The organism is Glutamicibacter ardleyensis (genome assembly GCF_014644555.1).
Lineage (GTDB): Bacteria > Actinomycetota > Actinomycetes > Actinomycetales > Micrococcaceae > Glutamicibacter > Glutamicibacter bergerei.
Window position 1 is genome coordinate 122,111 of sequence record NZ_BMKX01000004.1, and the last position, 23,906, is coordinate 146,016.

Annotated in this window: 30 protein-coding genes; 15 read left to right on the top strand and 15 right to left on the bottom strand. The window is 57.9% G+C overall.

Translation table 11 applies throughout. The annotated features are described in order from the left end of the window. Positions 1-11: 11 nt before the first annotated feature. On the bottom strand, positions 12-653 hold the full coding sequence (locus IEX04_RS09790; protein WP_188685441.1) for a DNA-3-methyladenine glycosylase: 642 nt from the start codon (positions 651-653) through the stop codon (positions 12-14). Between the two features lie 307 nt (positions 654-960). Here IEX04_RS09790 and IEX04_RS09795 point away from each other — a divergent pair, with 307 nt between their 5' ends. From IEX04_RS09795 to IEX04_RS09815, 5 genes are all read left to right on the top strand, one after another. Beyond that, the gene (locus tag IEX04_RS09795; protein ID WP_188685443.1) at positions 961-1,275 is read left to right on the top strand and encodes a hypothetical protein; all 315 of its coding nucleotides are present in this window, start codon (positions 961-963) and stop codon (positions 1,273-1,275) included. 251 nt (positions 1,276-1,526) lie between these two features. Beyond that, entirely contained in the window at positions 1,527-2,753 is a 1,227-nt protein-coding gene (locus IEX04_RS09800; protein WP_188685445.1) for an ammonium transporter, read from the top strand. Positions 2,754-2,927: 174 nt separating this feature from the next. Further along, positions 2,928-5,033 (top strand): catalase, encoded by a 2,106-nt coding sequence (locus IEX04_RS09805; RefSeq protein WP_229677090.1) that lies wholly within the window; start codon positions 2,928-2,930, stop codon positions 5,031-5,033. Positions 5,034-5,198: 165 nt separating this feature from the next. Then, positions 5,199-5,690 (top strand): transporter substrate-binding domain-containing protein, encoded by a 492-nt coding sequence (locus tag IEX04_RS09810; protein WP_229677091.1) that lies wholly within the window; start codon positions 5,199-5,201, stop codon positions 5,688-5,690. Then, the gene (locus IEX04_RS09815) at positions 5,687-6,664 is read left to right on the top strand and encodes a cation diffusion facilitator family transporter (protein WP_188685449.1); all 978 of its coding nucleotides are present in this window, start codon (positions 5,687-5,689) and stop codon (positions 6,662-6,664) included. The genes IEX04_RS09810 and IEX04_RS09815 overlap by 4 nt, the downstream gene beginning before the upstream one ends. Before the next feature lie 104 nt (positions 6,665-6,768). On the opposite strand, the gene IEX04_RS09820 is transcribed toward IEX04_RS09815, so the two are convergent. The 6 genes from IEX04_RS09820 to IEX04_RS09845 all read right to left on the bottom strand — a co-directional run bounded on the left by IEX04_RS09820 (position 6,769) and on the right by IEX04_RS09845 (position 10,415). Next, a complete protein-coding gene (locus tag IEX04_RS09820) occupies positions 6,769-8,613 on the bottom strand; it encodes a thiamine pyrophosphate-requiring protein (RefSeq protein WP_188685451.1) in 1,845 nt (614 codons plus the stop codon). A gap of 41 nt (positions 8,614-8,654) precedes the next feature. Next, complete coding sequence (locus IEX04_RS09825; protein ID WP_188685452.1) at positions 8,655-8,951, bottom strand: hypothetical protein; 297 nt, start codon at positions 8,949-8,951, stop codon at positions 8,655-8,657. Between the two features lie 59 nt (positions 8,952-9,010). Next, positions 9,011-9,604, bottom strand: a complete 594-nt coding sequence (locus IEX04_RS09830) for a cysteine hydrolase family protein (RefSeq protein WP_188685454.1) — start codon at positions 9,602-9,604, stop codon at positions 9,011-9,013. Positions 9,605-9,693: 89 nt separating this feature from the next. Continuing rightward, positions 9,694-9,945 carry a hypothetical protein gene (locus IEX04_RS09835; protein WP_096254964.1) on the bottom strand — a complete coding sequence of 84 codons (252 nt, stop codon included), beginning with the start codon at positions 9,943-9,945 and terminating at the stop codon, positions 9,694-9,696. 21 nt (positions 9,946-9,966) lie between these two features. Beyond that, positions 9,967-10,122: a hypothetical protein gene (locus tag IEX04_RS09840; RefSeq protein ID WP_188685456.1), complete on the bottom strand. Its 156-nt coding sequence runs from the start codon at positions 10,120-10,122 to the stop codon at positions 9,967-9,969. Between the two features lie 23 nt (positions 10,123-10,145). Next, positions 10,146-10,415 carry a DUF7218 family protein gene (locus IEX04_RS09845; protein WP_096254965.1) on the bottom strand — a complete coding sequence of 90 codons (270 nt, stop codon included), beginning with the start codon at positions 10,413-10,415 and terminating at the stop codon, positions 10,146-10,148. 340 nt (positions 10,416-10,755) lie between these two features. On the opposite strand from IEX04_RS09845, the gene IEX04_RS09850 reads away from it, so the two are divergent. Continuing rightward, the gene (locus IEX04_RS09850; protein ID WP_096254966.1) at positions 10,756-11,835 is read left to right on the top strand and encodes a carboxylate-amine ligase; all 1,080 of its coding nucleotides are present in this window, start codon (positions 10,756-10,758) and stop codon (positions 11,833-11,835) included. A gap of 114 nt (positions 11,836-11,949) precedes the next feature. Further along, a complete protein-coding gene (locus IEX04_RS19240) occupies positions 11,950-12,183 on the top strand; it encodes a metallothionein (RefSeq protein WP_096254967.1) in 234 nt (77 codons plus the stop codon). A 75-nt stretch (positions 12,184-12,258) separates the two neighbouring features. Here the strand turns inward: IEX04_RS19240 and IEX04_RS09855 are convergent, their stop codons facing one another. Together IEX04_RS09855 and IEX04_RS09860 are read right to left on the bottom strand one after the other, a co-directional pair. Then, a complete protein-coding gene (locus IEX04_RS09855; protein ID WP_096254968.1) occupies positions 12,259-12,768 on the bottom strand; it encodes a Dps family protein in 510 nt (169 codons plus the stop codon). Positions 12,769-12,922: 154 nt separating this feature from the next. Further along, on the bottom strand, positions 12,923-13,102 hold the full coding sequence (locus tag IEX04_RS09860) for a hypothetical protein (protein WP_096254969.1): 180 nt from the start codon (positions 13,100-13,102) through the stop codon (positions 12,923-12,925). Between IEX04_RS09860 and IEX04_RS09865 the strand changes: the two genes are divergently transcribed. Next, a complete protein-coding gene (locus IEX04_RS09865) occupies positions 13,094-13,243 on the top strand; it encodes a hypothetical protein (RefSeq protein WP_170947773.1) in 150 nt (49 codons plus the stop codon). The two genes, IEX04_RS09860 and IEX04_RS09865, sit on opposite strands and share 9 nt — an antisense overlap. Before the next feature lie 84 nt (positions 13,244-13,327). On the opposite strand, the gene IEX04_RS09870 is transcribed toward IEX04_RS09865, so the two are convergent. Further along, a complete protein-coding gene (locus IEX04_RS09870) occupies positions 13,328-13,798 on the bottom strand; it encodes a DUF4383 domain-containing protein (RefSeq protein WP_188685458.1) in 471 nt (156 codons plus the stop codon). Between the two features lie 466 nt (positions 13,799-14,264). Between IEX04_RS09870 and IEX04_RS09875 the strand changes: the two genes are divergently transcribed. Both IEX04_RS09875 and IEX04_RS09880 read left to right on the top strand, forming a co-directional pair. Then, on the top strand, positions 14,265-14,465 hold the full coding sequence (locus IEX04_RS09875) for a DUF2188 domain-containing protein (RefSeq protein WP_188685460.1): 201 nt from the start codon (positions 14,265-14,267) through the stop codon (positions 14,463-14,465). Positions 14,466-15,039: 574 nt separating this feature from the next. Beyond that, positions 15,040-15,468, top strand: coding sequence for a hypothetical protein (locus IEX04_RS09880; RefSeq protein WP_188685649.1), 429 nt, complete (start codon positions 15,040-15,042; stop codon positions 15,466-15,468). Positions 15,469-15,677: 209 nt separating this feature from the next. On the opposite strand, the gene IEX04_RS09885 is transcribed toward IEX04_RS09880, so the two are convergent. Then, positions 15,678-16,475: a DUF2382 domain-containing protein gene (locus IEX04_RS09885; RefSeq protein WP_188685461.1), complete on the bottom strand. Its 798-nt coding sequence runs from the start codon at positions 16,473-16,475 to the stop codon at positions 15,678-15,680. Positions 16,476-16,847: 372 nt separating this feature from the next. Continuing rightward, the gene (locus IEX04_RS09890; RefSeq protein ID WP_188685463.1) at positions 16,848-17,021 is read right to left on the bottom strand and encodes a hypothetical protein; all 174 of its coding nucleotides are present in this window, start codon (positions 17,019-17,021) and stop codon (positions 16,848-16,850) included. Between the two features lie 330 nt (positions 17,022-17,351). On the opposite strand from IEX04_RS09890, the gene IEX04_RS09895 reads away from it, so the two are divergent. Continuing rightward, entirely contained in the window at positions 17,352-18,476 is a 1,125-nt protein-coding gene (locus IEX04_RS09895) for a glycosyltransferase (protein WP_188685465.1), read from the top strand. After that, on the top strand, positions 18,473-19,549 hold the full coding sequence (locus IEX04_RS09900; RefSeq protein ID WP_188685467.1) for a glycosyl transferase: 1,077 nt from the start codon (positions 18,473-18,475) through the stop codon (positions 19,547-19,549). The genes IEX04_RS09895 and IEX04_RS09900 overlap by 4 nt, the downstream gene beginning before the upstream one ends. Here IEX04_RS09900 and IEX04_RS09905 read toward each other — a convergent pair. After that, positions 19,546-20,403 carry a glycosyltransferase family 2 protein gene (locus tag IEX04_RS09905; RefSeq protein WP_188685469.1) on the bottom strand — a complete coding sequence of 286 codons (858 nt, stop codon included), beginning with the start codon at positions 20,401-20,403 and terminating at the stop codon, positions 19,546-19,548. The genes IEX04_RS09900 and IEX04_RS09905 overlap by 4 nt on opposite strands. Positions 20,404-20,507: 104 nt before the next feature. On the opposite strand from IEX04_RS09905, the gene IEX04_RS09910 reads away from it, so the two are divergent. Together IEX04_RS09910 and IEX04_RS09915 are read left to right on the top strand one after the other, a co-directional pair. Then, complete coding sequence (locus IEX04_RS09910) at positions 20,508-21,671, top strand: glycosyltransferase family protein (protein ID WP_188685471.1); 1,164 nt, start codon at positions 20,508-20,510, stop codon at positions 21,669-21,671. Between the two features lie 158 nt (positions 21,672-21,829). After that, positions 21,830-22,306, top strand: coding sequence for a pyridoxamine 5'-phosphate oxidase family protein (locus IEX04_RS09915; RefSeq protein WP_188685473.1), 477 nt, complete (start codon positions 21,830-21,832; stop codon positions 22,304-22,306). A gap of 219 nt (positions 22,307-22,525) precedes the next feature. On the opposite strand, the gene IEX04_RS09920 is transcribed toward IEX04_RS09915, so the two are convergent. After that, the gene (locus IEX04_RS09920; RefSeq protein WP_096254976.1) at positions 22,526-22,720 is read right to left on the bottom strand and encodes a CsbD family protein; all 195 of its coding nucleotides are present in this window, start codon (positions 22,718-22,720) and stop codon (positions 22,526-22,528) included. Positions 22,721-22,979: 259 nt separating this feature from the next. Between IEX04_RS09920 and IEX04_RS09925 the strand changes: the two genes are divergently transcribed. Next, on the top strand, positions 22,980-23,198 hold the full coding sequence (locus tag IEX04_RS09925; RefSeq protein ID WP_188685475.1) for a hypothetical protein: 219 nt from the start codon (positions 22,980-22,982) through the stop codon (positions 23,196-23,198). Positions 23,199-23,276: 78 nt separating this feature from the next. Here IEX04_RS09925 and IEX04_RS09930 read toward each other — a convergent pair whose 3' ends face one another. Next, entirely contained in the window at positions 23,277-23,867 is a 591-nt protein-coding gene (locus IEX04_RS09930) for a hypothetical protein (protein WP_229677092.1), read from the bottom strand. Positions 23,868-23,906 lie beyond the last annotated feature (39 nt).

Here is a 23,906-nt window from a genome sequence, read left to right on the forward strand (position 1 = left end):
GGCGTCCGTCCCTAAAATGGGGCATCGCGTCCGCGCCGAAACGCCGAGACGGTAGGATCGCCGGGCAACCAGAAGCGCCATGGAAACTCAGATCCGCCGGCAACACCGGCGACTCCCACTCGTGGACCACTGGAAATCTGCGCCGGGTGATGCAGGGGCGCTTGCAGTAAGAAAGGGGAGGAGAACAAATCCAGTCCATCATGCTCTATCCGCGTGATGCCGAGCGACTGAGCCACATTGCCAGGCCCGCGGGCCAGCTGATGGCCTGGAATTCTGGTGCCGCTGCCTTTGCGCTTTATGAGTCTTCTCCGCTGGGCAATCTCGCTTCCCTCGATTATCTCGCCTGCGCGGATGAGTACTCCCGAAGCGGAATCCGCTGGCGAACAGACAAAATTTATTGCGTAGTGCATTCCGTAGCTGAAGTACACGTACGCGTAGCCCGGGTCCAAAAACATCGACGCATTACGTTCGGTGCGGCGGTCCTTTGAATGGCTTCCAGGATCGTACGGTCCTATGGCGCCCACACCCATATAGGCTTCCACCTCAGTAATGCGCAGGGTCACCATTCCTTCAGCGGATTCCACAGAAAACTGGGAGCCGAGTAATTTCGGTGCAACATGCAACGCGTCCTGAATGAAAAATTCGCGGTTCATCTCTCAAGTATTAGCAGATCCGGTCAAAGTGTCGGTTGCCGCTGTGAAGATGCTGTTATCGGATGCATGGGGCATCGGATATCTCGCACCCACAATGGAACATCAATGAAAAAGCTCATGGTAACTCTGGCCAGCTTCTTGGCCATGCTTTTCGCCCTGACCGCCTGTGGCGTTTCCACTCAAGAATTTGAAGCGGGAGAAAGCCGGGAAGGATAAGGAATAAGCGGCAAAGGAAGCTGCCAAGAAAGCCGAAGCGGCTAAAGCCAACAAGGCAAAGAAAATTTCCAAGCGTGCACTGGCTCAGATTGTGAAGAAGCCAGACTCGAACATAGATAAGAACGTCATTATCTATGCCAAGGTCACCCAGTTCGATTCGGCCACTGGACCTTGCATCTTCCGTGCTGACGTCGCCCACGCGCACGTGGGAAAGTACGACTACGAGCACAACTCAATGTTTACCGCCGGTGATGGTCTATCTGACTGCGATATTTTGGATGACGTACTGGCAGATGACATCATTCAGGTCACCGCAACGGTCACCGGATCCTTGAGCTACGACACTCAAATTGGTGGATCGACTACCGTTCCCAAGTTTGAGGTCATCAAGCTCAAACAACTCTGACCATATTTTCATTATTAACGCTTCGGCTCGGTTCCTGCTCTGCGCAGAGACCGAGCCGGTTGCCGTTGAGCGAATAGGCGGAAACCAGCCGGAAACATTTGTGAGCGCAGATCGTTACACCAAAGCGTTGATCGTCACGTCCCCGAAATCAAAAGTGCCTCCTTACGAAATATTGGTGATCAAGAATTAGTACTTGAAAGACCTGATTCACTCACCGATACACCTAACACTTTTGAGGAGATGGGTCCCTGATGCAGTTGGATACAGCCAGCTTATGGATCATGATCGCCGCAGCGCTAGTTCTCTTGATGACACCGGCACTTGGCCTGTTTTACGGCGGAATGACCCGGTCCACCGGTGTGGTCAATATGATGCTGATGAGTTTCTCCGCCGCAGCACTGAGCGCCATCGTCTGGATTCTGTGGGGCTACTCGCTCTCTGCAGGACAACCAGCGATTGCCGGAATCATCGGCAATCCGTTCAGCGACATTGCGATGCACAACACCGAGCCAGCCGGGCTTCTCACCGCCGGTTTCTCCGGGACCTTCGCATTGATTTCGGTAGCTATCATCTCCGGGGCCATCGCTGACCGCAGCCGCTTCGCCCCATGGCTGCTCTTTGTGCCGCTGTGGGTTTCACTGGTCTACGCACCGGTGGCCTTCTGGATCTGGGGTGGCGGGATGCTGTCAGAAGACGGTTTCCTCGGAAGCATCTTCGGTGAAGCCATCGACTTTGCCGGAGGCGCGGTGGTACACACCAACGCCGGTGTTGCGGCCCTGGTTCTTGCGCTCAAGCTTGGACAGCGTCACAACTTCCATGACCGTCCCCAGCCGCACAACACCCCACTGGTGATGCTCGGCGCTGCACTGCTCTGGTTTGGCTGGTTCGGTTTTAATGCCGGGGCCGCCACCACCGTCGAACAGGCCGGACTGATCTGGATCAACACCATGGGAGCTCCAGCCGCTGCGATCCTGGGCTGGATCTTTGTGGAGAAACTCCGCGGCCAGCGCCCGAGCTCGGTCGGTGTGGCCTCCGGTCTCGTCTCGGGACTCGTAGCCATTACCCCCGCTTGTGCAGACGTGGCACCGTGGGCCGCCCTGCTGCTTGGACTGATTGCCGGTGCCGGCTCTGCCTGGGCAGTGAACCTGAAATGGAAGCTTGGCTACGATGACTCACTCGATGTGGTCGGTGTGCACCTGGTCTCCGGCGTCATCGGTACCTTGTTCCTTGGGTTCCTTGCCCTGCCTACCGAGTCGAACGCCGGCGGGTTGTTCTACGGCGGGGGAATGGGCCAACTGGTCGCCCAGTTCATGACGCTCCTGGTGGTGCTTCTCTTCTCGGCGGCGATGACCTGGGTCATCGCCACGGTCATCGAGAAAATCACGCCATGGCGTGTCTCGGCACAGACCGAAATCGAGGGTATTGACGCCGCAGAGCACAACGAAAGCGGCTATCTCTGGGCAGAGAACAAAGCCTGAGAAAATCTGGAACTATAGGAAGCTCGCCGGTTGGATCATCCACCGGCGAGCTTCTGCATGTTCGGCCGAAGATGTGAAAATCATGGGAATTAGTTGATGTACTGGCCAGCACTAGGAAGGTTCCCTAACGTGGCTGGCATCCACAGGCAATCTATTCGAAGCTGGGAACGTGACATGACTAATCAACCAGAACAGCCCTCGAAGCCGGCGCATCCGCCAGTACTATCGGGTCCCGGACAAGACAGTGAAACTCTCACCACCACCCAAGGTGCACCGGTAAGCGACACCGACCACTCATTGAAGGCCGGCGAGCGCGGCCCCACCCTGCTGCAAGATCACCATCTTCGCGAAAAGATCATGCACTTTGATCATGAGCGGATCCCCGAGCGGGTGGTCCATGCCCGCGGGGCGGCAGCTCACGGAACTTTTGTCAGTTATGGCAATGCTTCGCAGCTGTGCCGTGCCGACTTCCTGCAGCCGGGAAAGGAAACCCGCGTTTTTGTCCGTTTTTCCAACGTGGTAGGTTCCCGCGGTTCCATGGACACGGCGCGTGACACACGGGGGTTTGCGACCAAGTTCTACACCGAGGAGGGAATCTTCGATTTGGTGGGGAACAATATCCCGGTGTTCTTCATCCAAGATGGGGTGAAGTTCCCGGATCTGGTTCATGCGGCGAAACCGCATCCAGATGTGGAGATTCCGCAGGCGCAATCAGCCCATGATACGTTCTGGGATTTTGTGTCGCTGCATACTCCGGCGCAAGCGCATGCAATGTGGCAGATGAGTGACCGGGGAATTCCACGCTCATACCGGATGATGGAAGGATTCGGTGTCCACACCTTCCGGATGGTCAGTGACAGCGGTGAATCTTCGTTGGTGAAATTCCATTGGAAGCCTGCGCTCGGGGTGCATTCGCTGGTCTGGGAAGAATCCCAGCTTGCGGCAGGCGCCGACCCGGATTTTCACCGCCGTGATTTGGCCGAAGCTATCAGCGCGGGCCATTATCCGCAGTGGGAACTAGGTGTGCAGATCTTTCCCGATGATGGCACCTATACCTTTGAAGGCATTGACCTGCTTGATCCGACCAAGTTCATCCCTGAGGAACTGGCTCCGGTCCAGGCCTTGGGAAAGATGGTGCTTGACCGGAACCCGGAGAACTACTTTGCCCAGACGGAGCAAGTTGCCTTCCATCCGGGGCATTTGGTGCCGGGCATTGATGTCACCGATGATCCGTTGCTGCAGGCACGTTTATTCTCTTATCTTGATACCCAGCTAACTCGTCTTGGCGGACCGAACTTTGCGCAGATCCCCATCAACCAGCCGCAGTCGCCGGTCAATGACATGTTCCGTGATGGCTTCCACGAACATCGTGTGCCGCAGGGCATTGCCCCATACCAGCCCAATTCCTTGGATGGAGGTTGCCCGTATATGTCACAGATGGCTTCGGGGGAACATCCGCCGTTGGACTTTCCCCAAGCACTGGGGGATAGCGAGAAGGTGCGTGCCGAGCCGGCGAGTTTCTCCGATCATTACAGCCAGGCGCGGTTGTTCTACCTGAGCCTCACCGCGCAGGAGCAGGCCCACGTACAGCAGGCGTACTCCTTTGAGTTGGGTAAGTGTTCCGATGTTGCGGTTCGCCAGCGGCAGGTGGACTGCCTGACGCACATTGATCAGCAGCTGGCCTCCACCGTGGCCGAGGCCTTGGGACTGGAAGCACAGCGGGCCCCCGCAGACCTGCCGCAGCCACAGCCCAGTGCCGCACTCTCCCAGATTGGAGCGCGTTGGCCGGTTGACGGGCGCAATGTTGCGGTGATCTTCAACCGGGGCAATGAAGAGCACGTGGCGCAGATTGCCCAGGACCTGACCGGATTGGGCATGAACCCCTTGTTGGTCTCATCGAAAGGCGGACAGGTAGCGGACGGGCTGCCGATTGACCGTACGTATCTGACCGCACGTTCCATAGAATTTGATGCGTTGGTGCTCATTGGACCGCTTCCGCCGGCCGATGATTCTTCGGTACCGCTTGATGCGAAGGCCGGGGCACCCAGCGCAGGATTCGTTCCGGTAGATCCAAGGGTCTCGTTGCTGGTCAATGAGGCTTACCGGCACAGCAAAGCCATTATCTGCATTGCCGGCCAGGGTGACGGTCTGCTGGATGCGCTTGGTATTGTCGATGACGCTCCGGGGGTCAGTACCGTTGACGTTGGCGCGGTCGCTCAAACGGCCGAGGACTCATTGGCGGAACATCGTGCGTGGGAGAGGTTCCCTGTCGCTGAGTAAAGCTTCAGGCATGAGGACGGGTAAACCCTGGACGGGGTTTGCCCGTCTGAGTGCTGTTCCTGATAGTTCCCGGGGATAGGTGGGTTGGCATCCCACGGTGCAGTACGTTCGAGGCATTAGTAACTTGGAGGAGAAATCTTTGAGATACGAAAGGATGGGTTGACTATGAGCCAATCCCATAGCCGTCCTCGTGGTGCTGCTTTGATAGGCATGAGTCTGGTGCTTGGACTCGCTGGATGTTCGAAGGCGATTCCCGTGGATCCGGAAGGCACGCTTGACTCGGTACGCAACGACACCTTGCGCATTGGGCTTTCTCCCAATGAATCTCTGGTGGAAATCAAGGGGTCCTCCTACCAAGGCAGCGAAGTCCAGTTGGCCAAGGACTTCGCGCAGAGCCTAGGCGCCAAAGCTGAGTTCATTGTCGGGGGAGAAGAAAGTCTGGTCAAAAAGCTTGAAGAGGATCAGGTTGATTTAGTGGTGGGCGGGATCAGCAGTAAAACTCCGTGGTCCAAGAAGGTCGGCATGACCCGTCCTTACACACAGATCATTGATGAGAAGGGCAAGAAAGAAAAGTTGGTTCTGCTGGTTCCTCCCGGAGAGAACGCTTTTCTTGGCGAGCTTGAGTACTTCTTGGATCAGACTCAGGAGATGCCATGAAGCCGGAAGCTGGAACGCACCTGCCCGAAGAGCAACAGCAATTGATGCGCCGGGCGACCAAGCTGGAGTGGATCAGCATCGGCTATGCCGCCTGCACTATTACTCTCGTCGCGTTGGTGGTCGGTAATTCCCAAGCAATGCGTACTGCCTGGGTTGAAGACATGCTCTCGGTTCTGCCGCAGGTAGCCTTCCTTACTGCCGGCATCTACGTTCGTAAATCCCGGCGTCCAACTCATCCCTATGGGTACCACCGGACCATGAGCGCCGGACACCTGGTGGCGGGAGTCGCCTTGCTGGCCATTGGCGCGCTTTTGGCCTATGAAGCAATTTCAGCGCTGGTCAAGGTGGAGCATCCAACCATCGGAACCATGAACCTGTTCGGGTACACGATCTGGCAAGGCTGGCTGATGATCGCAATTATGACGATGCTAGCCATACCTGCGGTGATTCTAGGGCAGTTGAAAATCAAGACGGCCAAACCGCTGAACAATAAGTTGCTCTATGCAGATGCTTCCATGGCCAAAGCAGATTGGCAGACTAACGTCGCGTCCATTGTCGGGGTCGGCGGCATCGCGTTCGGCTTATGGTGGCTAGATGGCGTCGCAGCGCTGGTGATCTCGGTGGGCATCGTGCGCGACGGCTGGACGAATACCCGCTCGGCTACCGTGGATCTGCTGGACCGCCGGGCTACTTCCTATAACGGAAAAGATCCGCACCCGCTGATCCCGGAACTAGAAGCGCAATTGCGGTCCTTCGGCTGGATCAAGGACTGCGGGATCAGGGCCAGGGAACTGGGCCAGGTCCTGCACGTCGAAGCGTTTATCGTTCCAGTAGCCGTGGACCTGACCATGTCCCAAATCCACGAAGTGCAAGCTGCCTTGGAAGATACGGATTGGAAAGCCTATGACGTGGTGGTGACGCCGGTACTTGAACTACCGGACTTCTTTTCTCAGCCGCGCGAAGTGAAGAAATGAATCCTGCGCGGTCACCGATGCCAGGAAATCGGACCCCCGGAGCCATGCTCCGGGGGTCCGCAACGTTTCCGCAACGTCAGGTCAGCAGATTAATGAGCTCGCGCCTAGTCGGAGCTCTTACGTGTGCTTTCCATGTCCGCGTAGACCTCAAGCAGCTGCAAGGCGCGCTCGCCGGCTGGTCCTTCTGATCTCAGGCCTTTGCGCATATTTTCCAGCGTGCTTTCTCCCTGCGGGAACGGCGCCAGCAATGGAACATTTGGATCGGTATGCATTTCCAACAGCATGGGGCGGTCGGATGCCAAAGCCTGCTCCCACGCGTCGGCAATCGAGTCCGGGTTGGAAATGCTCAGAGCCGACAGACCCAGCATTTGTGCGTATTCGGCGAAGGGGAAGCCTGGAAGATCCTGGCTTGGCCGAAAGCGTGGCTCGCCTTCGGTTTCCCGTTGTTCCCAGGAGACCTCGGCGAGGTCCCGGTTATTAAAAACGCAGATAATGAAGCGCGGGTCCTCCCACTCTTTCCACAGCTCGGAGAGTGTCACCAATTCGGCATTGCCGCTCATCTGCATTGCCCCATCCCCAGCCAGGACAACCGTTGGGCGCCGCGGATCACGCATTTTCGCCGCCAGCCCATAAGGGACGCCAGCGCCCATGCTGGCCAGGGTGCTGCATAGATGCGCCGGCACCCCCGGTGGCAACCGAAGCTGCCGGGCATACCAATACACGCAGCTTCCCACATCCACGGCTACCTGCGCCTCGGATGGGATCAACCCGGATAGCTCATGCACCACCCGTTCAGGGTTGATGGGATGTGCCGGAGTCATTGCGCGCTTCACCGCCACGGACCGCCACTTGGCAACTTCCGCACGCACCTGATCACGCCAGGGCTTGCGCCGCGCAGGCGCCGGGGACAACCGTTCTTCCAATGCACGCAAGGTATGTGCGGCATCGGCAACCAATGCCACGTCTACCGGATACCGGTTGCCCGGACACCGGGCATTGATATCAATCTGAATGGCCTTTGCCCGGGCACCTGGCGGATAGAACTCGGTCCACGGATCATTGGACCCGACAATCAGCAGCAAATCGCAGGCCTCCAGAAGGGCTGCGCTTGCGGTGCTGCCCATGTGGCCCATCACCCCGGCTGCCTGCGGCCAGGATTCGTCAACATAGGGTTTGCCCAGCAAACTCGTGACAATACCGGCATCCAGAAGCTGAGCCACGGAGTGAACTTCTTTTGTCGCACCGCGCGCGCCCTGGCCCACCAGCATCACGATTTTCTCGGACTCATTGAGCAGCTTGACCGCTTGCTTCAGTTCCGGCTCCCGGGGTACCACCAACGGCGCTTCCCACACCACCGCGGTGGGAATCTGCGCGTGTGTGGTTCCAGGCTGTGCAGCGTCGGCTTGCTGTACGTCGTGCGGCACAATCACTACCGCTGGACCGGAGGAAGCCAGAGCGGTGCGGATTGCCCGGTCCAGCACGAGGTGCAGTTGCTCTGGCGCGGTAATTTGCTCGCAATAGACCGCAACGTCTTTGAACATCGCTTCCAGATCCAATTCCTGCTGGTATCCGCTGCCTAAGGCGGTGGTGTTCTGCTGGCCGACAATGGCAAGCACCGGCATTGAATCCAATTTGGCATCATAAAGCCCGTTGAGCAGATGCACGGCGCCCGGACCTTGGGTTGCAAGCACCACTCCCAGATCCACTGCCGCGTTTTGGTCTGCCGTGTGCTCATCGGCGTACTGCCCGAGCCCGTATTTGGAATGGGCCACGGCCATGAACGCGGCATTTTCCTCGTGCCTGGCTTGGACAAAACTCATGCCGGACTCGCTGCGCCGCAGGGCACCGAGTATCGGATTGATTCCGTCCCCGCTGTATCCAAAGAGCCGGGTAACACCCCAGGTGTGCAATCGTGCGATAAGTTCGTCGGCCACGCTCTGGCTGCTCATGAATCTGTGTTCCTTCTGGCTGACTGGGTTTCTCTGGGCGGCTATTCGCCTGACTGGGTTGGCTCTGGCTCGTCCGGGGTAGCTGCAGGATCATCGGTAAAATTCTCGCGCAGTGTCTGGTTCAGTTCTGCGGAAGATTCGGTGGCTACGGCAAGCGGATCGGTGGCTTGCTGGTCTTGGGCCATGGCCTCGTCGCTGCGCAGCGGATCGGATGCCTCCAAGGTCTGCGGGGCATCGGAGGAGCCTTCGGAGACCGGTTGGCCGTCGCGGCCATCTAGTGGTTCATCTTCCAGACCCTCTTGGTTCACGGCTTGGAATTCTGCTTCGTTGAACGACATTTTTTACTCCTAAGATTGAGGATGGACACCGGATGCAACCCGGTTAGCTGGTCAATGTACTAGATGCGCTTGCCGCGTGACATCGCCTTGAGCAAACTCCCAGTGTCTACCGCAGGCTGGCGGTGCAGTACTTCCAACTGGTGCAGCGTGGTTTGTTCAAAATCCGGGTCTGCGGAGGCTACGGCCTGACTGGCGATGGCTACGCGGTAGTTCGCTGCAAAGGCATCTGCCGCGGTGGCTGCGATGCAGGAATCTGAAGCCACTCCGGCCAGAATCAGCCCTCGGATCCTGTGGAACTGCAGAAGCCCGTCCAGACCGGTTTGCCAGAAGGCGCTGTCGCGATGCTTGACGACTTCCACCGCGCGGGATAGGTCCAGTTCAGCAAGGTTGTGAGTCTGCACTGTTCCTTCAAAGAGGAATCCTTGGTCATCTTCGAGCATGCTCAACGTCCAGGTCGATTTATCGCGCTGGTGAATGGTGCGGATATTGACTATCAGCAGATCATGAGCGCGGGCTTCGGTCAGCAGCCTGTTGCACTGCCCGGCCACCTGCTGGCGCAGCTTCGCCAGTTCGGCAGTCTCGAAGAAAGCATTTTGCATATCGACAATGACCAGCGCCGGACTTGAGAAGTATTCTGGTTTCCACAGGCTCATTGTTTACTACCTTGGCTTCAGATATAGCTGACGATGGGGACAGGAAATTCCTGTCCCCATCGTCAGTGGGTTCTCGTTAATGGGTCTCACTAGAGTCCCGCGTCACTGCCACCGCGCGGGTGGTCAAGACTGCTTGGACCCTTGATCATCCTGAACAGGCCCCAGATGGCCATCAGTGCGCCCCAGGCGACACCTATCCACATCGGGGAGAACGACCTGTCAGCATTCTGCGGGATCAGCAAGAACGACAAGAAAAAGGCCAAGATGATCAAACCGCCAATCAGCAGCCCCAATCCCAGGTGTTTCCTGCGGGGAGCTTTTTCAGGCTGTCGCGAAGTCATGCTGGTACTCCTTACTGCCGGCTATCCGGCATCAAATCGATTGGGATCCTCTGCTTCTTCAGCCGTGGATTCCCCGTCTTGGTCCGGGTCTGAAATCGGTCCCCGGTGAACCACGTTCTTTTCCTCCGGTTCGTCCGTCGGACCGGAACTGTTACCGTAATTTGCGCGTTCAGTCATCGTTGATACCTCGTTTCAGGCAATTAGCTGTCTCGGAGCATGTCTATTAGTTCGTTCTTGCGTTTGTCTGAGTAGTTTTCCAGGCCGATTTCCTTGGCTCGTTCTTTGAGCTCCTGAACGGTCCAGTCCTCATAGCTGCCGGACTCACCACCGCGTTCGCCCACTTTGCCGCGGCCATCGCGGGCCGCGGCGTTGGCAATCCGAGCGGATTTCTGCTTGGAATTGCCCTCGTCGCGGAGCTCTTCATAGAGTTCTTCATCCTTGATTCGGTTGGAACTACTTTTCTCTGCCATCTCTTCTCACCTCTCTGCTGGCGGGGATCGATTGGAAGAACCTGCCAGGTACCGCACACGCTAGGCTTCCGCCGGACGCTTCGCCAGTGCCGGCGCTTTTCTTTATGGTAAATCCCAGAAACTCGGACTGCACTGGGTATATGGCCTAGCACAGTCCGTCTTTTGGTGCGTGTAAAAGCAGAAAAATCCAGCTAATTGGGGGAGGTTTCCGAGTTGCTGGATCTTGAGTGGGGACCGGGCAAATGGCATTCTGAGGCTACAGCTGGACAGCTGAACAGAAGGTCCGCATTCAGCACGCTAGGGAAATCATTGGCCAATGGCCCACTGAAGGGAGAGGAACATGAGTACCTTCGGTATCGAAGAAGAATTCTTCATGATCGATGCGGAAACCGGGCTACCGGCCGAACCGGATCCCAACCCGTTCAAAGAACTGCTCGACTCGCAGCGGCGTGGAGAGGTGCAGCATGAGCTACTGGCTTGCCAGCTGGAGTACGCCAGTGCCATCTGCGAAGACAGAAATCAGGCGCTGGCGGAACTGCGTGGTTTCCGTTCTGCTTTGGCCCACCAAGCCGAAGCGTCTTCAATGATTGTCGCCGGGCTCGGTGCGGCACCAATGATCGCGCAGAAAACTCCGACGGTGACCGATAACGAGCGATACCAAGACATCCATGCGCTGCTTCCGGGAATCACCTCGGAGCATTACATGTGCGGACTGCATATTCATGTGTCCATCCCTGATCGTGACGCGGGGGTAAGGGCATTAAATTTCCTGCGGCCGTGGTTGCCGTTATTCTGCGCCCTGGGCGCCAACTCGCCCCTGTGGCACGGAGCGGACAGCGGATTTTCTTCCTGGCGCACTATCCACTACCGCAAATGGTCCGTTCAGGGGATCCCCCCGCATTTCAGCGACGCATTGGACTACGAGAGTAGGCTGCGTGTGCTGGTCGACACGGAAGCAGTCCCTGATCAAGGACATATCGGATGGGCCGTACGGCTTTCAGAAACCCATCCCACCATTGAGCTGCGCGTCGCAGATTCGCAATTGCGTGCTCATGACTCAGTTCTCATTGCCGTACTGGCCCGGGCGGTCGTGGATACGGCACTGAAACCCGGGGCAACGTCCTACGAGTATCTTCCTGAAAGACTGGACATTGCCTTCTGGCAGGCTGCCAAGCATGGGCTTACCGGAAACCAGATCAACCCCGGTGACGGAAGTACCGTCAGCAGCAAGGACCTGATGAGCCGGTTGTTGCGGCTGATTGAACCGGCGCTGCGAGAGAGCGGAGATTATGACTTCGCCGTGCACTCCCTGCGCAATATCTTGGAAATGGGAAACGGCGCAGTCCGTCAGCGGGCAGCCTTTGAGCGTGGTTCCATCAGCCATCTATTGGCCAATGCCCATAGTGAAATGCGTATGTAGTGCTGCCGATTGCGAATGATCAAGCTGGGAGCGCCCGAAGAAAACCGCTACCGGGGTTTCCCTGCGACGGATAAAGGTCTAGAAAAGAAACACCAACCAGAAAGGAGTGCTTCCATGGCTCTCTGCGACACGTGCGGTAACGAATACGACAAGACGTTCACCGTGACGAGAGGCGAACAGACGAAAACCTTCGATAGCTTTGAATGCGCCATCCACCTGATGGCACCGAGCTGTGCCCATTGCGGGTGCCGAATTCTAGGCCACGGGGTGGAAAGCGGCACCGGAATCTACTGCTGCGCCAGTTGCGCCCGCCATTCGGGCGAAGCTCTACTTGCAGACCGCGCTTGAGCGGCCTCGGGCAGCAAAAGGTACGTGGGACCAGTTCATAGTGAACTGGTCCCACGTACTTTTAAAGCTCAGCGTCTAAGGCTTACGCGTTTCTGCGCTGATGAACCAGGCCTGCTGCTCGAGTAGGGCAATGTATTCATGCAGGATGTCGGCGGTGGTTGGGTCTGCCTCGTCCACCGGATCATGTACTTCACGCATGACGCCAACCGTTGCTTCCAAGGCCTTGACCACGATATCTACAGCGGTCGTGGTGAGGATTTCACCATTGGTTGGTTGGTCCAGCTCCGTGTACTTGGTGATGGTGGCTGCCAGTCCGTCTGGGGTCACATGCACTGCACGCATGCGCTCGGCGATTTCATCGGAACCTCGGCGGGCAATGGCCACGATCTCATCGAGGTTCTGATGCAGGTCGCGAAAATTGGGCCCGACGACATTCCAATGAATCTGCTTGCCGACCAGCTGCAGGTCGAGCAACTGGATGAGCACCGATTGCAGCGAGTCGCGCAGAACTGCCGGGGCAATAAAGCCTCCCTCAGCATTTTCCTTGCGGGTCTTGCTTGCTGGAGTGTTTTTTGTGTTCGACATATTTTTCTCCTTTGCAGTGAATCTGACATGTTCGGCGGTGGTCCCGAGGGGACACCAGCTAAATTGGACGCTACTACTGATGCCCTGTGGGTGTAAAACAGCAAGGGACATTCTCACCTCGCTCCAAGCTTTGCCCTGCGTGCGAAAAATTCATTCAGATCCGTGAAAACTGACCGACAAGCTTAAGCCCCATCAGCACCCGGCCGGAATCTGGGAAACCGCCGCTTCCATTAGCTGGCAGTATCCGGATAATGCTGGCGGACAGGTAGAACCAGCCGGTATCGTCCACCGCAGTACGTTGCCCCGAATGAATCCAAGGAGAAACATGGTGCATGACCCAGCCCCTAACGATCCAGTCGAGCAGAATACTTCCCAGACGGAGAACACGGACGAAGAAATCTTGCAGAACGAAGAACTCGTCCGGGAGTGGGAAGATGAGTCGTTCCCGGCCTCTGACCCGCCAGCGAATTTCTAGCCAGACTCCAGCTCCGGTAACCGCATGCTAAAGGCAGCGCCCTTGGGGACGCTGCCTTTAAAGTGCTAGACCCTTGGAATACGGTTAACGGGTCTCCAAGGAATTGCGGTGATCGGGATGCTGGCCGCGCCGTGTCAGCAACAGGCCAAGGGCCACCATTCCTACGCCGAGGACCAGATGAAGCCAATTATCTGCATCGTTGAGCGGGATGAAGTTGGCTGCGCTGTCAAAGTCGATGATCAGCCCGTAAATCCAGAGCAGCAGATAGATGATTCCGCCGACCACGAGGTAGCTTTTTGCCGCCGGGATGCTGCGCGCCATGATGAGTCCGGCAATGCCGAACAAAAGGTGCACTGCGTTGTGCAGGTAGGAGACTTGGAAAATCCCGAGGAGCTTCGCCTCGGAATGGTGCCCTGCTCCTGAAAGCGAATCGTAGTTTGTCGTGACTCCCGGAATGAATCCCAGGACGCCGACGAGGAGGAAGACTATGCCTATCAACAGAGCGGCCTTCTCCACCGCAGATCGGACATCAGAGGGGGTGTTTCGTGTGTTCATGGTGGCTCTCCTTCGTTCTTGATCAGCAACAGAACGGATGACGCTCACGCGCCGCACGGTGTTTTCCCGCGTGTCAGACACGCTAGAGGTCTGGAGCGCGCGCGGGAAGCAAGAGCCTAGGTGCACAGGAAATACTCAGGTTTCAAGGATTGCCGGCAGCCCGGTGTTTAGGGCCGGGGACAGTTGCCTTCGGCAAATAGCTGAGGCCCGTGGCGCGATTCTGGGAATTCATCACTGGTGCGGCGGTCGCGCCAGCCTGATTTCTCCACGTAATGCCATCACACTCGATGGCAGTGTATTGGCTCTGCCGGGATTTTTCACAGGAAGCGTTGTCCCAGCGCTTCGACGAATGGACAGTCTCAAGGGAATCTGTGGATCTCACGCGAAGCCGATGCTTGCTACTTGGCGGTGCGAGAATGACAGAAGGCCATAACGAGTAAGTGCAAAGACGAAAAGGATTCGGAAAATGAGCAGAAATCATCTGCATGTGCTGGTCAAAGACCCCGGACAATGGACTGTTTCCCTCGGCGGACAACACGTGACAACGAGCAAATCCCAAGCAGAGGCCTACCAGCAGGCGTTGGCCAAGGCTGAAAAACTCGGAGACGCGGTGATCTTTGTCCATGATGACGAAGGAGAGCTGGAGTTCGAGGAAACGTATCCGTAGCCTGCCGTAAATTTCTGCAGCTGCGATGTCGGCACTAAGCGTTCGCAGCACATTGCAGGGCTGTCAGATGACCCACACGTCCGCCAAGGAATTACTTCAAGGTATGCCGGATAGGGCGCTGGGTTGCCCGGCTCTGCTTCGACAGTTCGCTTGGGCTTGGATGGTGAAAGCAGTGTCCGTAAACCTGAAAGTCAGCTGAGCGTCCCGGTTTGTAAACGTGGGCTTTTGCGTTGCCACTCGTGAACTGACGCCAGCGGGGGAGCGCATTCGTAGCGGGTCCTCAAACTCCGTGTTCTCAGGCATGAAGAGCGGTTGAAGAGGGCAGTGCCTGCAGCCGCCAATAGTCCGCTACCGTGCAAGAGCGGATTTGGCAACATGGATCCGGTCTTGCGAAGTGGTGTAACGAATTGATAACTTGTGTTTACTGACTTGGTCTTTTGGAATTTGTTGCATGTGTGGACATCGCGTGGCTGCAAATCCAGATTCTAATCAGACACGGTTTTCCGGAGCACGGGAACAGTGCGGCGTAAAGGGAGTACTCGAAGAGTTACGAACAAATATGGAGGTAGTGCACGTGGCGGGACGTATTGTGAGGTCGAAAACTGCCGAACGAGTAACTGAACTCTTAGGTTCCCGTGAAGGGCGCAAGCACTTGTCCCAGTATGGCTGGGTTGAAGGTATGCCTGTGGTGATGTCCGAATCCCAAGAGGCACTTGAGGACGTGATGGCATTGGTATCCGTGCACGGGCGGGCAGTGCTCGTTGCCATGCTTGATCCACGCAGTGCAGACCCGTTGTTCTTGCATGTTTCAGCTCCGAACCCGGCGCTGAGCATTGTGAACAGTGTTGCGCAGGGGACCAGCATCGGCGCGCTCTTTGAGGCGGCCGAACACGAAGGAATGATGACTTTCCGGGTCAAGTACTGGAAATACAGTGCCGTGGCCCACCTCATTCCGGCCTATCGGGCAACTGCCACAGAAGCACAACTTTCTTACAGGAACTAGATGCCGCTCTAGCCACCTCGGCGCGGGAGGCCGCTGACAAGCATTGCCACCAAGTGGGGCATCTGCCTTCGGGCCGATGCCCCACACTGCTTAATCCGGAGTTTAGTGAAGACCAAGAAATTTTGAGGCGCCGACAAGGGCCGGCATACTGAACCGGCCCTTGTCGGAAGTGCATCCGCCAGCCTCAGCTGCGGCCGGCGAACATCAGTTTAACGGTTTGGCCCGTCATCCAAGCCGTCGGTTTCAATTCGTTCCTTGCGCAGTTGCTCATCGATACGCTCGTCCTCGACGACCGTTTCCTTGTCCAAGCGGACCCGCTCGACGGGAACGGCTTCCTTGTCAACCACTGGACGTTCGGCATGGAGCGTGACTTCCTGTTCCTCGGAACCCAGATCGCCACCTGCCACTGTGTCCGAAGCCTGAGCTCCGGTAATCGGCTCGCGTTCGAGCCTGACCTCTTCGTGGCTGACGGGAACGGTTGTGGTCACGTCCTCGGTCACTACGTGCTTGCGCAACCGGACCTTGCCGGTCTGCACCTGCTCAGTGCCCACACGCAGCTGTTCTTCGGAACGGATCATGGACTGATCGGCTCCTGCAACTTCATCATCGAGACCTGGCCGCTGCAAATATCCGGTGGATGCCTCGCCTGCAGTCGAATCGGTGTCGACGCCGATTGGTTCCGCGAAGTCATAAGCCCGGCCGTAGTACTCGAAGAGCTCCTGCTCCTCGGAGGGGCTCAACTGTGTCTGGGCATCGACTCGCGGAGCCTCCTTGACCGTCTTCTTGTCGAAAGGAACATTCAAGGTGTCTCCGGCAACGCTGGCATCGGCCAGGGGGACGAAGTTTTCTGACAGGCCGAAGAACCCGGTGTTCACGGTAACCCACTCAGGTTCACCGGTTTGTTCGTCCAGGAAAACTTGGCCGAGCTTTCCAATCTTCTCCCCATCGTTTCCGGTGACGGTGCCGCCGATAAGGCTTAATTCGTGTAGCTGGTCTGTGTTGATCATGAGTTTCTCCTTCTGCTGCGTTCGTCAATGAAATCATCAAATCCAAACAGCCTGACCGGCTGTGGTGCCGGACTGCTGAAGCTGCGCCTCGATAGGGGCGTGACACGAGAAAACTTCTCTCAGGCGGCCATGACGTTGCCGCGCTGAGTCGACTATTGCATGGAATGCAAATGAGGATTTCCAAGCTTGTGCCTGCATACCCGCAAGCTCCGCAATGCCTGTGAATCTCGCGGGTATCCTTACATTGGCCACTGGAACGACTCCACAATCCGTGCGGTCAGGCGAGTGGCTGGTAGGTTCAATCGGGAAAACCTATGGCACCTGTGTGTGCAGGATGCACGATTCTTACACCGGGTCCTCCGGATTTGTTCCCTAAGGCGTCCAGCCCAAACGGCACTGAACGGTGCTGATCCGCATTCCCAGCGAGTGCATAGCTGTGCCCGCGGAGGCTAGCTCTGGAGCGGCTGGAATCCGACGTATCTGCGGGTTGCCAGATGCCGAGACCGCGATGAGCACCGGACCACCCTGGATAGAGCCTGGCAGCACAGTTGATTCTGCGCTGGATCTAAAATCCCAGCACAATCCGAGGCAGGAAAATCTGCCTATTTTGAAGCGTCAGTGCCGTTTGAGCCGATTGCTTGAGCCGGAATTGCCGCTGGCATGAAACATCTTTCAAGGAACGGAAAAACTGCCTGACGTGGCATGCGGCACCAACATGTCCAGCGCCGCGCGCACAGCGAGGAATACTTGTGCTCCGCAAAACCGGAAGAATGCTGGGAAATTCTGGGATCTGCGACACCGGGTATGGACGGAGGGATACTCTGCGGTGGATCAATACTCTCCGTGGGGAGAAGTCATAGAAAGGCGGCTAAGCACGTGTCAATCCAGTTACTGGACGCGCCTGACCCACTTCGCATTGCGGTTCTTGCGCATCTGCACCATCCAATCCGCGCACCTTTTGCCGGCGGGATGGAAGCGCATACCGCGCATCTGGTCTCGGATCTCAGTTCGCGCGGACACCGTGTCACTCTGTTCGCCAAAGCAGGCAGTGAAGCGCTTTCCCCGCGAGCCACGCTTCGGATCCATCCGGTGATCTCCGGGACTTTCGAGGTCCGGGGATATCCGGATGACCATCTTAAAAATGCGCAGCACCGGAAGCTGGACGGTGCGATGAAGTCAGCGGTAGAGCATGTTCGCGCCGGTGATTTTGACGTGGTCATCAATAATTCGCTCAGTCCAATACCGCACGCGCATTTGCAGGGAATGGCTGTCCTGCACATTCTCCACACCCCTCCGCTTCCTAGGATTACCTCGCTGCTGGACAAGCAGAAAACCGATGAGCGGCACCGTTTCGCTACGGTTTCGGCCGTTAATGCCAGGGCATGGCGCCGCTGGCTGCCGCAGCTGGAGATCATCCCCAATGGAATTAACATGGAATTCTGGGGAAACCAGCCCCATGCCGAGGTCAGTGCGGGAACCGCGGCCTGGACCGGACGCATCACCCCGGAGAAAGGCACGCATCTGGCCATCGCTGCGGCCCGGGCTAATAATCTGCGATTGGCAATGGCCGGGCCCATCCAGGACTGGGAATACTTTAATGAGCTGATCGCCCCGTCCCTGGCCGAGGACGCCAGATACCTGGGGCATCTGCCGCAAGAGGAACTGCGGCAGCTCATTGGCTCCAGCGAGGTGTTCATCTCCTCGCCGCTGTGGGAAGAGCCCTTCGGACTGACCACACTTGAGGCGATGGCCTGTGGCACCCCGGTCGCCGCCCTGCCGGCCGGGGCCATGGCAGAACTGATCGGAACGACCGGCGGCGCGCTCGCCACTGCGCGGACCGCCACGGCGCTTGGCCACGCAGTGGCAAGGGCCTTGGCCATGGACCGCCAGAAGGTGCGCGAACGTGCCGCGGGTTTTTCGCGTGAACTGATGATTGAAGCCTATGAATCCCTGCTCGCGCAGATCGCTTCGCCCCTTGCGCTTCGAGGCCGGGAATCATGAGCGCACCGCGGATTTCCTACTATGCCCACCATGTGGGTTCCGGCCACCTGCGCCATGCCCGCAGGATCATCGACGCCTCCGTCTTCGAGGTGCAGGTCACCAGCACCGGGCCGAACCACGGGACGCTGCTGCCGGCCGGGACAAATTACGTCTCCTTAACCGCAGATGTGCACCCGGAGCAAACGACCCAACCGGCCACGGGTGGATACCTGCATTACGCGCCGGTAGGCAGACACATCACCGAACGATTCGCCACGCTGAACCAGGCGTGGAAGCGGTTTGCCCCCGATCTGGTGATGGTCGATGTATCGGTGGAAGTCGCACTCTTCGCCAAGCTCAGCGGCTACCGCGTGGCGATGCGGCGCATGCCCGGAAAACGCAGCGATAAGGCGCACGCCATGGCCTACGACATCGCTGACGCTCTTTTTGCCTACTATCCGCAGGAACTGGAAGATGCAGCTCATCTGGAGCGGTACGCGCATAAAAGCCACTACCTGGCGGTGCCGCGCCCCGCCGCGGCCTTGGCACAGAGCCAGGATTCCAGCGGATCTGCCGATGCTGGAACACTGCGGGGCAAAGTCGTGGTGCAGACCTCGCTCGGTTCTTCCATCGGGCAAGCGGACATTGTCCGGGCAGCGGCCTGCGCCAGTCAATGGACTTGGGAGGTGCTCGGGTCGGTAAACCCGGACGGTTCAAGGATCCCGGAGAATCTGCGATTCCATGGGCTAGTGCCGGATCCAGCACCCTTCCTTGCACAGGCCACGGTAGTAATCACCTCCTCCGGGCACAACGCGGTTTCTGCCGCGGCGGCCTGCGGCAGGCCAGTGCTGCTGATACCCGAAGAACGTCCCTTCGACGAACAGCGCTGCTATGCATCAATGCTGCAGCGAGCCACCGGGTGCTTGATGCTCGACTCGTGGCAGAGCCCCGCAAACTGGAACATGATCCTCGAGCAGACGGCGCAGACCGACCGCTTCGCACTGGCCCGGGCCTTGTTCATTGACCCGGAGGAATTCACCGGGCGGCTTCGGTCTATGGCCGGGGACCTAGTGGCAGGGGCAAGCAGATGCTAATAGGGTTCCAGGCTCTGTGCCTGCTCGATTTCGCTCACGGTGGGATGGCGCAGGATCTGCAACGGCTTAGCCTCAGCGTTCCAATTGATCAGACCCAATTGCTGGAAGGAAGCGAGCCAGCCTTCCATAGGCCAGATTGCCCAGCGCTGCCGGAAAATCTTGGCATTCTGGACGATGTCCGCAAAATGGTTCAGCGGCGGCTTGTACACCGAGTGATGCTGGTGGAAGATGACCGCGCTGCTGAAAGTCACCGCAAGACCCTGTGCACGCGCGGCCAGGGCGAAGTCGGTGTCTTCGCCTCCGTATCCGCCGTAGCCGGTGCTGAATCCGCCAAGCCGCGCGAAGTCCCGGGCGTGGATGGCGAATCCCAAGGACCAGAACATTTCGTGATGCTCGCAAGGAGTGTTACGTGGAAGATCTGCCCGCGCGTGGTGCGCGACCGAAAGCTCCGCAAGCCGCTGATCGGCAGGCGTGGGCCCGGGTTCCAAAGGCTGGCGCAGATAGCGCGGTTCGGCCATCACCAGCCCGCGGTGCTCTGCCAAGGTTTCGAGCAGCTCGGACAAAGCAGGTTGCGCGGGGATGCAATCGACATCCAGGAACACCAGCCGATCCGAGCGTGCCGCGTGCGCTGCAGCATTGCGGGCGCGGGCCAGCGGAAGTCCGCTTTCGTGCGGCAAGGAAGGCAGATGGATAATCCGCAGTGGAAGCGTGCAGGCCACCGGCTCAGGCCGCGGATCATCCATGTACACCACCACCACTTCCTGCGGCCGACAGGTGCTGCGCTGCACCCCGTCTAGCAGCCGCTGCAGGTGGCCGGCTCGGCCATGGGCAATGACCAAAACTGAAAATTCCATGTTGTTCCTCGGCTCCCTGGCACTTACCCGGCGCTGCCGGGCAGATGGACAAATCCGTACGGCTCGACATTACTCAAAAGAACACTCGCAAAGCAGGATCCACCATGACTTCTCAGATTACGTCCAACATCATCCGCGTCGCTTCGGTACCCAGCGACCAGATCTACATCCGCCACCTGGAATCCTGCCACGGCCAGCGGCGCCCGCAGATTCTCCGGTTGCCGGATCCGGTGCCTGCCCGGGGCTCGCGCAGCAGACAATCCCCGTGGTGGCCGCCGGTCATGCTCAGCGCCCAATGGGTCCGGGACCATCATGACTCCTTTGACCTGATGCATGTCCACTTCGGTTTTGATGCGCTGGATCCCCAGCAGCTTCGCGAAACCATGGCAGAGCTGCGCCGCTGGGGCAAGCCGCTGGTATATACCGTGCACGACTTGATCAATCCGCACCAACCGGATTCGGCCGCGCATCTGGCCCTGCTGGATGTGCTCATCACCGGTGCAGATGAGCTGATCACCTTGACCGATGGCGCAGCGGCCGCAATTGCTGCCCAATGGGGCCGGCAAGCCCATGTGCTGCCGCATCCTCATGTGCTGGACTTTGCAGTGATGGAGCGGATTCGCCAGAGCCGGCGAACGCAGCGGGCACAGGATCCCCAGCGTCTGCGGCGGGTGGGTGTGCATTTGAAGGGGCTGCGCGCCAATATTTCCCCGGCGATCCTCGAACCGCTGGCGCGGATTGTCGCGGAAATCCCGAACGCGGTACTGCAAGTTAATATCCACCGCCAGGTGCTGGATCCAGATAGCAGCGAATACCGCGAGGAGCTGGCACGGCTGCTCACCGGCGGCCAGCTGAAAGGAAAATGGGAGCTGGTTTCCCATGAGTACTTCAGCCACCAGGAGCTGTGCGAGTATTTTGCTTCTCTGGACGTCAACGTCTTGCCTTATCAGTTCGGGACGCATTCGGGCTGGCTCGAAGCCGCCTTGGACGCCGGAACGGCGGTGGTTGTTCCCTTGTGCGGCCAGTATGCAGGACAGCATCCCTCGCTGGCCGCGTACCGCTGGAACGCGGACCAAGTCGAGGAGGAGTCGCTGCGTGCTGCAGTGCGCCGGCAGGTCGCCATGGAATTCATTCCGGGCATGGGGGCCGCCGAACGCCAAGAGCAACGCGAAGCGCTGGCCGAAGCCCATCAACGCATCTATGCGACTTTGCTGGGCAGACGCAAGACATCGCCTAAAACCGGCTCCAGTGCCGCCGGTGCCCGGTGATCTGCGCGGTTAGCTTCCGAGCCATGCCGGCGGTTGCTTCGATGCGCAGCGGTGTGTGGACCTGCTAGCTGGCAATCCACTGAGTACGGCTTTGCACGGCGCTGAAAATCTGTAGCGTGGAAAGCGACCTGAACATCCCGATTCCAAGGAGCTGAAGCATGGCCAACGAAGAGGTAGACAAAGTTATCGGCATCATCAACGATGTGCGCATCGGCATGGTCGCGACCCAGAGCCAAGGGCGTCTGGTCAGCCGCCCGCTGACGGTCATCGACGTGAAAGAAGACGGAGATCTATGGTTCTTCTCTACCGCGCAGTCGGATATCGTTCGTGAATTCGAGACGCAGGACCTGGTGAACGTCTCGTTCTCCGGAAACAAGGAGTGGGTCTCGGTCAGCGGACGCGCATCGGTGGTGCGCGACGTGGCGAAGAAAAAGGAACTATGGAATCCCATGGTGGAAACCTTTGCCACCGATGGCCCTGAATCGCCTGAGACGGTGCTGCTGCGCGTGGATTCCGAATCCGCGGAGTACTGGAAGAATCCAGGTGGCGCAGCAAGCTTGGTCGCCGGGTGGGTGAAGCATAAACTCACCGGCAAGAATGCCGAGCCGGGGGATTCGAATACCGTGCAGCTATAGCCGTGTGAACACCATGGCACCGCATTGATCCATAACACTATCGGCCTCCGATTCCCGCAAGGGTTCGGAGGCCGTTGCCGCTTAGTGCGGTAGGCAGTAGATCATCGCGCTTGAAGCCGTGGTGCCTTCGCCAAGGCTCAAAGGCTGGCTACCCAAGGGGTAAACATGCACATGGCGCCCCATGATCCGAAGATCCATGGGGCGCCAGGTGCTAGGCAACTACTTCGTCAGGTCGTCTTTGACATCCTTGGCAGCGTCCTTGACGTTTTCGCCAGCCTGCTTGGTGTGCGCAGCAGCCTGGTCCTTGGCGCCCTCGGCCTGCAGACTTTCGTTGTCAGTTGCATCGCCAATCGATTCCTTGGCTTTTCCAGATACTTCCTGAGCCTTGTTCTGGATTTTATCTCCGATACCCATGGTCACTACCTCCTGTTTGGATCTGGTACTTACAATTGGAACTATAGAACTAATCGCACATCCGCTGTTTTAAACTGAATACCAGCTGGGAACCAGCGGCTCCCACGCCGGATAAGCCTGGTGATCTTTACTTCCGGTACTTTCACGCGCAACCCAAAACGTAGGCTTGAGCTAACCCTTTGCACCATCGGCACCTTAAAGGCGTAGGGTGTAAGCAAGTTTTATTTACCAGCATTCAACGCACGGCGGAGTCAACGCAATGACCGATATCAATCTCAACCTGGCGCTATCCAAGTCCCAAATTTCAGACCTTGTTAATGCCTTGGAAGATCACCGCGACGATTTTCTGCGCAAGGCCGTCGAAGCCCAAAATGGCTTCGGACTGGATCCCGAGTACTGGAAGTCCCGGGCAGGAGATATCGACGCGACATTGCTGACCGTGCGATCCGCTATCAGGATGAGCATCGGCCAGGACTAGCTTGTTGAGGTTCATGAGCAGCGAATTTCCGGCACGCGTGCTGGCGTTGCCTGCCGCGGATGCCGGTATTGCCAGGTTCTAAAGCCGTGTGGAGGTCCGCTGATACACGGTAGCCTGCTGGAATTCCGAGGTGTCAAAGACCGGCAGGATATGGGCGACCGCGCTGTATTTCCAGTAGCGGATTCTGAACGTCGCCATGCCGCCCAGTTCCAGAGCATCAACGAAATTTCCGAAGGACATACTGCGTGCCGATTCCTCGACGACCTGCAGCGCGGCGGAAGTCTCGGAGACGTGGATAAAACGCAGGTCTTGGGAATCCTCGTCGACCATCGCGACAAGTACGGCTCCCGGATGAACCGACACGAGCCCCATGACATCTTCCAATGGCTCCGAGGGCAGAGTCATCACGATCGCCATGCCTTCTTTCCAGCCGTGGCGTGCAAGATACTTCCGGCCCTCGCGCGAGTCCAGCAATAGGGTCACACGCTCAGCGGTTTTGGATCTGACGATATGTCCGGGCATTAGAACTACCTCCACTTGTGAACGATATTTCGAGTGCTCCCCATGGTGTGCCGCGAAAACACCCACTGCCATCGATGAAGGAATTCCTGCGCCGGCTATCGGTGAATCTGGCACTGCCTTGAATGTAGCAGGTGTGGCACGGTTCATATTTAAGTGGTTAATCCTTCTCAGATTATTCACAGCTAT

Bases quoted from the DNA above. Each gene is read 5' to 3' on its own strand.
- IEX04_RS09790 (WP_188685441.1), bottom strand. From the start codon at position 653: ATGAACCGCGAATTTTTCATTCAGGACGCGTTGCATGTTGCACCGAAA.
- IEX04_RS09800 (WP_188685445.1), top strand. From the start codon at position 1,527: ATGCAGTTGGATACAGCCAGCTTATGGATCATGATCGCCGCAGCGCTA.
- IEX04_RS09805 (WP_229677090.1), top strand. From the start codon at position 2,928: ATGACTAATCAACCAGAACAGCCCTCGAAGCCGGCGCATCCGCCAGTA.
- IEX04_RS09810 (WP_229677091.1), top strand. From the start codon at position 5,199: ATGAGCCAATCCCATAGCCGTCCTCGTGGTGCTGCTTTGATAGGCATG.
- IEX04_RS09815 (WP_188685449.1), top strand. From the start codon at position 5,687: ATGAAGCCGGAAGCTGGAACGCACCTGCCCGAAGAGCAACAGCAATTG.
- IEX04_RS09820 (WP_188685451.1), bottom strand. From the start codon at position 8,613: ATGAGCAGCCAGAGCGTGGCCGACGAACTTATCGCACGATTGCACACC.
- IEX04_RS09825 (WP_188685452.1), bottom strand. From the start codon at position 8,951: ATGTCGTTCAACGAAGCAGAATTCCAAGCCGTGAACCAAGAGGGTCTG.
- IEX04_RS09830 (WP_188685454.1), bottom strand. From the start codon at position 9,604: ATGAGCCTGTGGAAACCAGAATACTTCTCAAGTCCGGCGCTGGTCATT.
- IEX04_RS09835 (WP_096254964.1), bottom strand. From the start codon at position 9,945: ATGACTTCGCGACAGCCTGAAAAAGCTCCCCGCAGGAAACACCTGGGA.
- IEX04_RS09840 (WP_188685456.1), bottom strand. From the start codon at position 10,122: ATGACTGAACGCGCAAATTACGGTAACAGTTCCGGTCCGACGGACGAA.
- IEX04_RS09845 (WP_096254965.1), bottom strand. From the start codon at position 10,415: ATGGCAGAGAAAAGTAGTTCCAACCGAATCAAGGATGAAGAACTCTAT.
- IEX04_RS09850 (WP_096254966.1), top strand. From the start codon at position 10,756: ATGAGTACCTTCGGTATCGAAGAAGAATTCTTCATGATCGATGCGGAA.
- IEX04_RS19240 (WP_096254967.1), top strand. From the start codon at position 11,950: ATGGCTCTCTGCGACACGTGCGGTAACGAATACGACAAGACGTTCACC.
- IEX04_RS09855 (WP_096254968.1), bottom strand. From the start codon at position 12,768: ATGTCGAACACAAAAAACACTCCAGCAAGCAAGACCCGCAAGGAAAAT.
- IEX04_RS09865 (WP_170947773.1), top strand. From the start codon at position 13,094: ATGGTGCATGACCCAGCCCCTAACGATCCAGTCGAGCAGAATACTTCC.
- IEX04_RS09860 (WP_096254969.1), bottom strand. From the start codon at position 13,102: ATGCACCATGTTTCTCCTTGGATTCATTCGGGGCAACGTACTGCGGTG.
- IEX04_RS09870 (WP_188685458.1), bottom strand. From the start codon at position 13,798: ATGAACACACGAAACACCCCCTCTGATGTCCGATCTGCGGTGGAGAAG.
- IEX04_RS09875 (WP_188685460.1), top strand. From the start codon at position 14,265: ATGAGCAGAAATCATCTGCATGTGCTGGTCAAAGACCCCGGACAATGG.
- IEX04_RS09885 (WP_188685461.1), bottom strand. From the start codon at position 16,475: ATGATCAACACAGACCAGCTACACGAATTAAGCCTTATCGGCGGCACC.
- IEX04_RS09900 (WP_188685467.1), top strand. From the start codon at position 18,473: ATGAGCGCACCGCGGATTTCCTACTATGCCCACCATGTGGGTTCCGGC.
- IEX04_RS09905 (WP_188685469.1), bottom strand. From the start codon at position 20,403: ATGGAATTTTCAGTTTTGGTCATTGCCCATGGCCGAGCCGGCCACCTG.
- IEX04_RS09910 (WP_188685471.1), top strand. From the start codon at position 20,508: ATGACTTCTCAGATTACGTCCAACATCATCCGCGTCGCTTCGGTACCC.
- IEX04_RS09915 (WP_188685473.1), top strand. From the start codon at position 21,830: ATGGCCAACGAAGAGGTAGACAAAGTTATCGGCATCATCAACGATGTG.
- IEX04_RS09920 (WP_096254976.1), bottom strand. From the start codon at position 22,720: ATGGGTATCGGAGATAAAATCCAGAACAAGGCTCAGGAAGTATCTGGA.
- IEX04_RS09925 (WP_188685475.1), top strand. From the start codon at position 22,980: ATGACCGATATCAATCTCAACCTGGCGCTATCCAAGTCCCAAATTTCA.
- IEX04_RS09930 (WP_229677092.1), bottom strand. From the start codon at position 23,867: ATGAACCGTGCCACACCTGCTACATTCAAGGCAGTGCCAGATTCACCG.